The sequence below is a fragment of the Bradyrhizobium genomosp. III genome, from assembly GCF_000261705.1.
GTDB lineage: Bacteria > Pseudomonadota > Alphaproteobacteria > Rhizobiales > Xanthobacteraceae > Bradyrhizobium > Bradyrhizobium ottawaense.
The window spans coordinates 1-10,699 of the sequence record NZ_AJQF01000089.1; the positions used below are offsets into that span (position 1 = coordinate 1).

Consider the following 10,699-nt stretch of genomic DNA (forward strand, 5'->3'; position numbering starts at 1 on the left):
GCTTTCGGTGCGCCTGGCGCCGTTTCCGCCTTGGGCGCGGCCTCGCTCTTCGGCGCGGCGGGGGCAGCTTCGGTTTTCGCCGGTTCGACAGCGCGAACCGCGGTCTGGCATCCCGCCGACAGGCTGGACATGTTCTTCGCCAGGCATTGATACGCTTCCACGCCGCCGGGCGTCACGCTCGAGCAATGCGCCATGAAATCCGAACGGCATGCGGAGCGGATGGCGCTCTTCTGAGCTTCGGTCGGTGCTTGCGCGAACGCGCCTGTTGCAGTTGCGAAGAGCGCGGCCGCCAGCAACGCCTTGCGCGTCGATGCCTGTTTCAACGTGTTGAACATCTGGTGATTTCCTGCCCCGTCGGTCACGCCGACGACTTTCAAAATGTGATGTAATCGCAATCTTCGCGAGTGACGCCTCGCAAGCAGCATCATTCGCCGCTTTGACGTCACCCGCAAGTCAATTATGCCGGTGCAATTGCGCCGTCAGAGCCTGACCATGCGCTTGCCGCGGTTCTCGCCCGCAAGCAATCCGATCAGCGCCTTCGGCGTGTTCTTGAGGCCATCGATGATGTCCTCCTGCACCTTCAGCTTGCCGGATTTGACCCAGCCCTGGAGCTCGGCGAGCGCGCGCTGGCTCTCCTTCATGTAATCCATCACGATGAAGCCCTGCATGACCAGCCGCTTCACCACGATCAGCCCGGGCACGCCGCGCGGGCCGTGCGCGGAGGGCGCGCCGTCATATTGCGAGATCGCGCCGCAGCAGGCGATGCGGCCGTAATTGTTCATCTGCGGCAGGCAGGCTTCCAGAATGTCGCCGCCGACATTGTCGAAATAGACGTCGATGCCCTTGGGTGCAGCTGCGCGCAGCGCCTTGAAGACCGCGCCGTCCTTGTAGTCCACGGCGGCATCGAAGCCGAGCTCGGAGGTCAGCCAGCTGCACTTGTCCGCGCCGCCGGCGATGCCGATCACGCGGCATCCTTTGATCTTGGCGATCTGTCCGACGATCGAGCCGACCGAGCCCGCGGCCGCGGAGACCACGACGGTCTCGCCCTCTTTGGGCTTGCCGATCTCCAGCAGGCCGAAATAGGCGGTGAGGCCGGCGATGCCGAACACGCTGAGCAGGTGCGTCATCGGCTCGAGCTTCGGCATCTTGGTGAGATGCTTTGCCGGCACCGCGGCAAATTCCTGCCAGCCGGTGTCACCGAACACGATGTCGCCCGCCGCAAGCCCATCGGCCTTCGAGCTGACGACCTCGGCAATGGCACCGCCAGCCATCACGCTGTTCGCTTCGACGGCGGAGCGATAGGTCGCGCCGTGCATCCAGGCGCGGTTGGCGGCGTCGAGCGAAATGTATCGCACGCGCAGCAGGACTTCGCCGTCCTTCGGCTCCGGCACCGTGCTCTCCACCATCTTGAAATGTTCGGGGCCGAGCTTGCCGCTGGGTTTTTCGACCAGCAGAATCTGGTGATTGATGTTGCCGCTCATGGCGTTTCCCTCTTTGATTGTCTTGACGATTATTGATGCAACCGCCGCAAACAAAACGTGCAGGCCGCATACGTTGTGCGCTGCATGAAGGCTAGATCGCGGCGTTCCATTTCACAACGGGAACATCCTGAAAACGCGATCACACGCAAAGCGTGTTGCGTCGTTGTGATAACTGCGACATCATGAAGCGCCGGTGTACGTGGGGGTAAGCGATGTCGAACAGGTTTACGCAATACATTCTGGCCGCGATGGTGCTCGGCATCATCATGGGGTCGGCAATCTACAACTTCCTGCCCGACACGCGCGCCGACTGGGCGTCCTCCATCAACCTGATCGCCATGATGTTCCTGCGCCTGATCAAGATGATCATCGCGCCGCTGGTGTTCGCGACCCTGGTCGGCGGCATCGCCCATATGGGCTCGGGCTCCAAGCTCGGCCGCATCTTCGCCAAGACCATGGGCTGGTTCATCAGCGCCTCCTTCGTCTCGCTGCTGCTCGGCCTCGTGATGGTGAACCTGCTGCAGCCCGGTGCGAACTTCCCGGGGACGCTGCCCCAGGCGGGGCAATCGACCGGCCTGCCGGTGTCGGCATTCTCGATCGAGAAATTCCTGACCCATCTGATCCCGACCTCGATCGCGGACGCTATGGCGCAGAACGAGATCCTGCAGATCGTGATCTTCGCGGTGTTCTTTTCGGTGGCGATGGGCTCCATGCCCGAACGTTCGAAGCCGATCCTCGCGATGATCGACGACGTCGGCCACATCATGCTCAAGGTCACGAGCTACGTGATGCTGTTCGCGCCGCTCGCGGTGTGGGCCGCGATCACCGCAACCGTCGCCAAGAACGGCCTCGCGGTGCTCTGGAAGCTCGTCGTGTTCATGGGCGGCTTCTATCTCTCGCTGGCGATCCTGTGGACCATCCTGGTCATCGTCGGCTTCATCGTGATCGGCCCGCGCTACAGCCATCTGTTGAAGCTGGTCCGTGAGCCGCTGATGATCGCTTTCTCGACCGCGAGCTCGGAGGCGGCCTATCCAAAGACGCTCGAGGCGCTCAACCGCTTCGGCGCGTCGTCGCGGATCTCGAGCTTCGTGCTGCCGCTCGGCTATTCCTTCAATCTCGACGGCACGATGATGTACTGCACCTTCGCGGCCGTCTTTATCGCGCAGAGCTATCACATCGACATGCCGCTCGGCACCCAGCTTGCGATGCTGGCGACGCTGATGATCACCTCGAAAGGCGTCGCCGGCGTGCCGCGCGCCTCGCTCGTGGTGATCGCCTCGACGCTGGCGCAGTTCAACATCCCCGAAGCGGGCCTGTTGATGATCATGGGCATCGACACCTTCCTCGACATGGGTCGCAGCGCCACCAACGTGATCGGCAACACGCTCGCGACCTCGGTCGTGGCCAAATGGGAAGGCGAGCTCGGGCCCGAGCACGAGCTCGGACCCGGCGACGTCGTGCCTGAGGACATGGTGCCGGGCGAAGTGCCCGCGATGGCCGGCCATGGATAGGAGCGAACCATGGGCCAGACACTGGCGAGGTCACTGACCTCAAGCGGCTTGTTGCTCGCGGCATCGTTGCTCGCGACCTCCTTGTTCGCGACCTCGGCATCCGCGCAGACCGGCGGCGAAGGGCTCAGCCCGACGCTGTCGGCCATCAAGACGGCGCACACCGTGCGGCTCGGCTATCGCGAGAGCTCGCCGCCGTTCTCGTTCCTCGACCAGTCGGGCCGTCCAATCGGCTACAGCCTCGAGCTCTGCGAGGCCATCGTCGAGGAGATCGGCGTCGAGGTCGACGATCCCAATCTCAGAATCGACTACGTCAAGGTCACCTCGGACGACCGCATCGACGCCGTGCTGCAGAACAAGATCGACCTGGAATGCGGCTCGACCACGGCCAATGCCGAGCGCGGCAAGCGCGTCGCCTTCTCGCCGCTGATGTTCGTCGCCGGGACCAAGCTGATGGTGCCGAAGACATCCAGCGCCCAGTCGCTCACCGATCTGAAGGGCAAGACCATCGTGGTGACGAAGGGCACCACCAACGAGCAGGCGATCCAGGCCGCGGACAAGAAATTTTCGTTGGGATTGAACATCGCCGTCGGCGCCGATCACGAGCAATCCTACCAGATGCTCGCCGATGGCAAGGCCGATGCCTTCGCAACCGACGACATCCTGCTCTTCGGCCTGATCGCGCGCCACAAGGCGCAGGACAAGTTCCGCGTCACCGGCGATTATCTGTCCTACGACCCCTACGGCATCATGTTCAGGAAGGGCGAGCCGCAGCTATCGGCCGTGGTCGAGCGCGCCTTCCGCAAGCTCGGCTCCAACCGCGACCTCGTCCCGCTCTACAACAAATGGTTCACCGCAAGGCTTCCCACCGGCGAACGTCTGAACGTGCCGATCTCGCTGCAGCTGGAAGAGGCGTTCAAGGCGATGGACGATTCAGCGAGCGCGAATAATTAGACGGCGGTTCGCTCTCTCTCCGTCATCCTGAGGCGCGCGCTCGGCGGTGCAAGCGCACCGCCGAGCAAGCCTCGAAGGATGAACGGCCGAGCTGGCAGACGGGCCGTCGCCCTTCGAGGGCCGCTGAAGAAGCTGCCACCCCCAGCGCAACGGCCTTGCCGTTGCGCTGGGGGTGGCGGTGATGGGTCATCGTTCGCTGTACACTCGATCGAACACCCGATCCAGCGCCGCATCATACGCCGCTTGCACCAGTTGCGGATGCAGCTTGCCGAGCGCTTCCATCATCACGCCGGAATTGATCTCGAGCACTTTCCATTCGCCGTCGACGCGGACCACGTCGATCGACGCAAAAGCGATGCCGATCGCGCGCGCGGCATCGATTGCCAGCTCCACGCAGGCCGTTCGAACCTCGCTGTCCCCCAGCAACACCGGCTTTGCGCCGGCATCGAGATTATGTCGCCAATCCGTGCCGCGCTGCTTGCTGTAGACGACGAGGGGCGCCTCATCGAGCAGCACCACGCGGACCTCGTCCTCGATCGCGACATAGGGTGAGATCACGAGCCCGGCGCTCATCGAAAACACCTCGCTGGCCGAGTGGTCGAGTTCCGCCTCCGTCGTCACCTTGAACACCGAGCGCCCCGATGTCCCCTCGTTCGGCTTCACCACCACGCCTTGCGGATTCTGAGCGAGCAGCGCGAGCATCCGCTGGCGCCAATCGGCACCGGCGACGTGCACGCCCAGCTTCGGGTTGAGGAAGAGGTGATGGGAAATGCAGGGCACGCCCTCCAGCGCCAGCGCCTCTGATGTCGCCGATTTGTCGTTGGCGAGGCGATGGGCGATGGCGCTGTTGAGGCCGATGTCGTAGCCGAAGGCGAAGCGCCGCTCATCGCCCCGGCGCATCGCGATCAGCCAGCCACCGGCGCGGACATCGACCGCAATGCCATGCTCCGCGCAATAGCGCCTGATGGCCTGGACGAAGATTCGCTCGTCGCTTGCCGCCATGTGTTTCCGTCGCGTTTCAGACGTTCCTGGCGCCAAAAGCCGCAAAAATGCGGGAAACGGCGCCGAACCAGGGTGAAAGTCAGAGCTATTCTTAATGAAATTCTCGCGAGCGCGATGGAAATTAAGTGCTGCATTCGAACGCTGCAGGGAAAAGAAATTGCCCGCCGCGCGCGCCCGGCAGCAGATTCATTAACAATATGGCCAATTCCGCCGCAAATGCCGGTTTGACCGGCATCAATTGCATCCGGAACGAGGTTGATTATTGGTCTCAATGGCGTAGATCACACACGCGAAATCCTCCGCCATGGCAATGGTGACCGCCCCGCTTTCAGGGCCGGGCAACGCTTTTGCCCTAAAACCGCAATTATTCGGAATATCGAAAATCATGAGCGCGTTTTACCGAGAGAAGGTTCTTTCCGTCCAGCACTGGACCGACACGCTGTTCAGCTTCCGCGCCACGCGCGATACCGGCTTCCGTTTCCAGAACGGCCAGTTCGCGATGATCGGCCTCGAGATCGACGGCCGTCCGCTGCTGCGCGCCTACAGCATGGCGAGCGCCAATCACGAGGAAGAGCTCGAGTTCTTCTCGATCAAGGTTCAGGACGGCCCGCTGACCTCGCGCCTGCAGAAGATCAAAGAGGGCGACACCATCCTGGTCGGCCGCAAGGCGACCGGCACGCTGATCACCGATAACCTCCTTCCCGGCAAGCGGCTGATGCTGCTCTCGACCGGAACGGGCCTCGCGCCGTTCGCGAGCCTGATCAAGGACCCCGAGGTCTATGACCAGTTCGAGTCGATCGTGCTGGTGCATGGCTGCCGCCAGGTCTCCGAGCTCGCCTATGGCGAGAAGCTGGTCGCTTCCTTGCGCGAGGACGAGCTGTTCGGCGAGCTGCTCGCGGACAAGCTGATCTACTACCCGACCGTGACCCGCGAGCCGTTCAAGAACCGCGGCCGCATCACCGACCTCATCAACTCCGAGCAGATCTTCAACGATATCGGGCAATCGCCCCTCGACATCGCCACGGACCGCATCATGATGTGCGGCAGCCCGGGGATGCTCGAAGAGCTGAAGGTGATGTTCGAAGGCCGTGATTTCATCGAAGGAAGCGGCAACAAGCCTGGCCATTTCGTGATCGAGAAGGCATTCGTCGAGCGCTAAGCTCTTTTGAAGAGGCGGCGTAATCGCGCGCCACACTCAACTCGTCGTCCCGGACAAGCGGAGCGCCGATCCGGGACCCATAACCACAGGCCGTGGTTATGCGTAGGGTCGGAGTGACAGTCTTCTCTCACCACGACATCCTGTGGTTATGGGTCCCGGGTCTGCGCTTACGCTTGCCCGGGACGACAGCTGAGATTGGGGAATCCAGTGTGACCCCACGCGCGGCCATTAAGGGCCCAGCGTCCGCCGCCCCTCCACCACCCCTCTGCTGCACTGCAAAACCCGCCCATCGGGCTGGTTGATCTGTCTCGGCCGAATTCGCTAGCCTGAAACAAGGGCCGCGTCATATCCGTATGACAGGCAAGGGCGTATCGTACCGCCTCATTGCTGGCGAGAGGATGGGAATCGTGGCCGACGACACCAAGACGCAGGACTTCTCCCAACACTCATCCCACAAACGCCTGCCGCTGGCGGAGGAGGGGATCATGGAGACCCTGCTGCTGCCATTCTCGCCGCGCTTCATCGTGCTGACGATCTGCGCAGTCGTCACCGCGCTCCTGATCGGTATCGGTATCGCCGACCGCAAGATCTTCGACATCCTGCTGGTGCCGATCCTGATCTTCGGCGCGCTGACGCTGCTCGGCGTCCGCGATCTCCTGCAGAAGAGCCACGCGGTGCTGCGCAACTATCCGATTTCGGCGCATATCCGCTTCCTGCTCGAAGAGATCCGCCCGGAGATGCGGCAGTATTTCTTCGAGAGCGAGAAGGACGGCATGCCGTTCTCGCGCGACACCCGCGCGGTGGTCTATCAGCGCGCCAAGATGGAACTCGACAAGCGTCCGTTCGGCACCCAGGAGGACGTCTACCGCCAGGGCTATGAGTGGATGCACCACTCGGTGTCGCCGAAGGCGCATGCCGAGGAGAAATTCCGCATCAGCATCGGCGGCCCCGACTGCAAGAAGCCCTATTCGGCCTCGGTGTTCAACATTTCCGCGATGAGCTTTGGCGCGCTAAGTCCCAACGCAGTGCGCGCGCTCAATGCCGGCGCCAGGAAGGGCGGCTTCGCGCACGACACCGGCGAGGGCGGCGTCAGCCCCTATCACCGCGAGATGGGCGGCGACATCATCTGGGAGATCGGCTCCGGCTATTTCGGCTGCCGTCATCTCGACGGCACCTTCGATCCCGAAGCGTTCGCGCGCGTCGCCGGTGACGACCAGATCAAGATGGTCGAGCTCAAGGTCAGCCAGGGCGCCAAGCCCGGCCACGGCGGCGTGCTGCCGGCGGCAAAGGTCTCGGAGGAGATCTCCAAGATCCGCGGCGTCGCGATGGGCGAGGACTGCATTTCGCCGGCCTCGCATCGCGCCTTCTCCACCCCGGCCGGCATGATGCAGTTCATCGCCGAGATGCGCCGCCTGTCGGGCGGCAAGCCGGCCGGCTTCAAGCTGTGCATCGGCCATCCCTGGGAATTCCTGGCGATCTGCAAGGCGATGCTTCAGACCGGCATCTATCCGGATTTCATCGTCGTCGACGGCAACGAAGGCGGCACCGGTGCGGCGCCGCTGGAATTCATGGACCATCTGGGCATGCCGATGCGCGAGGGCGTCAACTTCGTCCACAACGCGCTGATCGGCATCAATGCGCGCGACCGCATCAAGATCGGCGCGTCCGGCAAGATCGCCACCGCCTTCGACATGGCGCGCGCGATGGCGATCGGCGCCGACTATTGCAATTCGGCGCGCGGCTTCATGTTCTCGCTCGGCTGCATCCAGTCGCTGAGCTGCCACACCGACCGCTGCCCGACCGGGGTGGCGACCCAGGATCCGACGCGCGCGCGTGCGCTTTACGTGCCGCTCAAGATCGACCGCGTGCACAATTATCACCACGCGACGCTGCATTCGCTGACCGAGCTGATCGCCGCGGCAGGCCTCGAGCATCCGCAGCAGCTACGCCCGATTCACTTCACCCAGCGCACCTCGACCACCGATGTGAGATCCTTTGCGCAGCTCTATCCGGCGCTGCGTCCTGGCGAGCTGCTCGAAGGCACCGAAGACCCGCGCTTCCGCGACGCCTGGCGGATGGCGCAGGCGGAAACGTTCCAGCCGGCGCCATAGGGCATCGCTCGGCCGGTGGCGGCACCGGCCCGGCCCGCGCATATTCGTCGCGAGCGGAGCTGGCATTTAAGATTTTGTTCAACTTTGGGTGTAGATTGTGCCCATGGACGAACGGCGCGACAAGGCGAGACATCGCGTGCTGAAGGCCGGAACGATCGAGTTCGGCGGCGGCGCGATCGACTGCACCGTCCGCAACCTGTCCGACACCGGCGCTGCGCTCGACGTCACCAGCCCGGTCGGCATTCCCGAGCATTTCACCCTGTTCGTCCAAGCCGACGGAACGCATCTGTCGTGCACCGTGATCTGGCGCAAGGAGAAGCGGATCGGCGTGAGGTTCGGGTGACCGTGAGCGGGCTATCGCTCAATTCACCCCGTCTCGACCTCACTCAACCGGCTCGCCAGGATCTTGTCGATCCGCCGCCCGTCGAGATCGACCACCTCGATGTGCCAGCCGCCGAAGTCGAAGGCATCGCCGGTGTCGGGCAGCACGTTGAACTGTTGCAGCACCAGGCCGGCCACCGTGTTGTAGCGGTGCGGCGGCAATTCGACGCCGAGCAATTCGCCGAATTCGTCCACCGGCATCCAGCCCGAGATCAGCAGCGAATCGTCGGCGCGCCTGACAAAGGCGGGCTCCGGCGGTCCGGCCTCCGAATGGAAGGCGCCGACGATCGATTCGAGGATGTCGGCGGCCGTCACCATGCCTTCGAAGCCGCCATATTCGTCGTAGACGAAACCGACGTGGACCGGCGCAGCCTTCAGGATGGTCAGCACGTCGCGCGCGTCTGCCGACGCCGGGATGCCGGGCGCTTCGCGCACCAGCGCGCGCAGGTCCGGCGTGCGTTCGTTCATATAGGCGATCAGCAGGTCCTTGGCCTGGAGCACGCCGATCGGCTTGTCGCGGTCGCCGTCGGAGACGGGAAAGCGCGAATGCGGGCTCTTGGCGATGATCTCCCGGATGGCCGCCGGATCGTCGTTGAGGTCGATCTCGTCGACCTCCGTGCGCGGCGTCATCACCGCGCCGACCGGCCGGTCGCCGAGCCGCATCACGCCGGCGATCATCTCCTTCTCACCGGGCTCGAGCACGCCCGCGCTCTCGGCCTCGCTGACGAGGTGGTGGATCTCGTCCTCCGAGACCTTCTCCTCGGCCTTGCCGCCGCGGCCGAGCAGCGTGAGGATCAGCCTGCCCGAGAGATCGAGCAGAAAGACCAGCGGCAGCGAGACCTTCGCAAGCACGTGCATGGCGGGCGCGACCCTGACCGCGATGCTTTCGGGGTCGCGCAGCGCCACCTGTTTCGGCACCAGCTCACCGACGATCAGGGTGGCGTAGGTGATCAGCGTCACGACGATGCCGACGCCGACGATGTCGGCAATTCCCGCGGATAGACCGAGCTCGAGCAGCCATTGCGTCAGCCGCTGTCCGAGCGTCGCGCCGGAGAACGCGCCGGAGAGCACGCCGACCAGCGTGATGCCGATCTGCACCGTCGAGAGGAACTTGCCGGGATTGGCTGCCAGCGTCAGCGCCCGCTCGGCGCCGCGCACGCCCTTGGCGGCGAGCATCGACAACCGGGCCGGGCGGGACGAGACCACGGCCAGCTCCGACATGGACAAGAGGCCGTTGATGACGATCAGGACGACGACGATGACGAGTTCGACCGAGAGCATTGACGTTCCGAGGTAAGGGAGTGTGGCCGAATAGGACGGCACACGCCTTGATATAGGTATTCGGCGAAGAAATGCCGGCAATTTTGCCGCATTTGGCGCCCCGAGGGAACCGTGTCGCCGCTGACTTGGACTCGCTTGCGCGAGCTCCCGTGGAACTACGGGAATGCCGATGCTTAACGGGCTCTTAGTGGCCGCCCGGCTAGGTTTTCGACATTGCAGAAGTGTATTCGGGGGACCCAGGGATGCGGATCGGGAAGCTTTTCGCGCTGTCTATGCTGACGGTGACGGTATTTGCAGTCATCCTCGGCGCCGAGGTGCTGATACCCCAGACGCGCATCTTCACGAACCGCTCCGACGCGATCAAGACTGTCGATGCCTTTGGTGCGACCCTGATGGTCAGTCAGCACGTCGCCGGCCTTCGCGCCCCCTATATCGGTCCGATCTTCCAGGAAGCGGCGGCGACGCCAGCCCAGATCGAAGCGGCCGGGAAGGCCGCGAAAGCCGCCGAGGCCGGCTTCGAGGCTGCAAGGCGCGCGATCCTGGTGCTGGATGACGGCGGAGCGATTGTCGAGAATCTCGACCGTGCCGCACGGCGGCTGAAGGAGGTCACCGCGGCGGCAGATCGCGCGATGAGCGTCCCGCTGGCAGCGCGCGATGGTGCTGTGATCAAGGGCTTTCTCCCCGGCGTTGCCGAGGTCATCGGCAACATCGAGCCGGTCATGAACCGGCTCGAAGCGAAAGTCATCAACGCCGATTCCTCGCTCGCGGCGCTGTTGAGCCTGGCGCGGACGGCCCAGGACCTGCGTGTCGCGGCCGGCAGGC

General features: G+C 63.9%; 9 protein-coding genes and 1 pseudogene. 6 read left to right on the forward strand and 4 right to left on the reverse strand.

What is annotated here, in order from left to right:
• Both IC66_RS0108810 and IC66_RS0108815 read right to left on the reverse strand, forming a co-directional pair.
• Positions 1 to 335: cysteine rich repeat-containing protein (locus tag IC66_RS0108810; RefSeq protein WP_038947410.1), on the reverse strand; the 335-nt coding region annotated here is incomplete at its 3' end.
• Between the two features lie 144 nt (positions 336 to 479).
• Positions 480 to 1,481: an NADP-dependent oxidoreductase gene (locus IC66_RS0108815; protein ID WP_038947411.1), complete on the reverse strand. Its 1,002-nt coding sequence runs from the start codon at positions 1,479 to 1,481 to the stop codon at positions 480 to 482.
• Positions 1,482 to 1,693: 212 nt separating this feature from the next.
• Between IC66_RS0108815 and IC66_RS0108820 the strand changes: the two genes are divergently transcribed.
• Complete coding sequence (locus IC66_RS0108820; protein WP_028143825.1) at positions 1,694 to 2,992, forward strand: dicarboxylate/amino acid:cation symporter; 1,299 nt, start codon at positions 1,694 to 1,696, stop codon at positions 2,990 to 2,992.
• Positions 2,993 to 3,001: 9 nt separating this feature from the next.
• Positions 3,002 to 3,943: an amino acid ABC transporter substrate-binding protein gene (locus tag IC66_RS0108825; RefSeq protein ID WP_028143824.1), complete on the forward strand. Its 942-nt coding sequence runs from the start codon at positions 3,002 to 3,004 to the stop codon at positions 3,941 to 3,943.
• A gap of 186 nt (positions 3,944 to 4,129) precedes the next feature.
• Here IC66_RS0108825 and IC66_RS0108830 read toward each other — a convergent pair whose 3' ends face one another.
• On the reverse strand, positions 4,130 to 4,945 hold the full coding sequence (locus IC66_RS0108830) for an ATP-grasp domain-containing protein (RefSeq protein WP_038947412.1): 816 nt from the start codon (positions 4,943 to 4,945) through the stop codon (positions 4,130 to 4,132).
• Between the two features lie 385 nt (positions 4,946 to 5,330).
• Here IC66_RS0108830 and IC66_RS0108835 point away from each other — a divergent pair, with 385 nt between their 5' ends.
• The 3 genes from IC66_RS0108835 to IC66_RS0108845 all read left to right on the forward strand — a co-directional run bounded on the left by IC66_RS0108835 (position 5,331) and on the right by IC66_RS0108845 (position 8,558).
• On the forward strand, positions 5,331 to 6,104 hold the full coding sequence (locus IC66_RS0108835) for a ferredoxin--NADP reductase (RefSeq protein ID WP_028143822.1): 774 nt from the start codon (positions 5,331 to 5,333) through the stop codon (positions 6,102 to 6,104).
• 398 nt (positions 6,105 to 6,502) lie between these two features.
• A complete protein-coding gene (locus tag IC66_RS0108840) occupies positions 6,503 to 8,215 on the forward strand; it encodes an FMN-binding glutamate synthase family protein (protein ID WP_028143821.1) in 1,713 nt (570 codons plus the stop codon).
• 103 nt (positions 8,216 to 8,318) lie between these two features.
• Positions 8,319 to 8,558: a PilZ domain-containing protein gene (locus IC66_RS0108845; RefSeq protein WP_018316424.1), complete on the forward strand. Its 240-nt coding sequence runs from the start codon at positions 8,319 to 8,321 to the stop codon at positions 8,556 to 8,558.
• Between the two features lie 23 nt (positions 8,559 to 8,581).
• Here IC66_RS0108845 and IC66_RS0108850 read toward each other — a convergent pair whose 3' ends face one another.
• Positions 8,582 to 9,877 carry a hemolysin family protein gene (locus tag IC66_RS0108850; protein WP_028143820.1) on the reverse strand — a complete coding sequence of 432 codons (1,296 nt, stop codon included), beginning with the start codon at positions 9,875 to 9,877 and terminating at the stop codon, positions 8,582 to 8,584.
• A gap of 242 nt (positions 9,878 to 10,119) precedes the next feature.
• Between IC66_RS0108850 and IC66_RS0108855 the strand changes: the two are divergent.
• Positions 10,120 to 10,699: pseudogene (locus IC66_RS0108855) on the forward strand (methyl-accepting chemotaxis protein); the annotation flags it as partial.

Bases quoted from the DNA above. Each gene is read 5' to 3' on its own strand.
- IC66_RS0108815 (WP_038947411.1), bottom strand. From the start codon at position 1,481: ATGAGCGGCAACATCAATCACCAGATTCTGCTGGTCGAAAAACCCAGC.
- IC66_RS0108820 (WP_028143825.1), top strand. From the start codon at position 1,694: ATGTCGAACAGGTTTACGCAATACATTCTGGCCGCGATGGTGCTCGGC.
- IC66_RS0108825 (WP_028143824.1), top strand. From the start codon at position 3,002: ATGGGCCAGACACTGGCGAGGTCACTGACCTCAAGCGGCTTGTTGCTC.
- IC66_RS0108830 (WP_038947412.1), bottom strand. From the start codon at position 4,945: ATGGCGGCAAGCGACGAGCGAATCTTCGTCCAGGCCATCAGGCGCTAT.
- IC66_RS0108835 (WP_028143822.1), top strand. From the start codon at position 5,331: ATGAGCGCGTTTTACCGAGAGAAGGTTCTTTCCGTCCAGCACTGGACC.
- IC66_RS0108840 (WP_028143821.1), top strand. From the start codon at position 6,503: ATGGGAATCGTGGCCGACGACACCAAGACGCAGGACTTCTCCCAACAC.
- IC66_RS0108845 (WP_018316424.1), top strand. From the start codon at position 8,319: ATGGACGAACGGCGCGACAAGGCGAGACATCGCGTGCTGAAGGCCGGA.
- IC66_RS0108850 (WP_028143820.1), bottom strand. From the start codon at position 9,877: ATGCTCTCGGTCGAACTCGTCATCGTCGTCGTCCTGATCGTCATCAAC.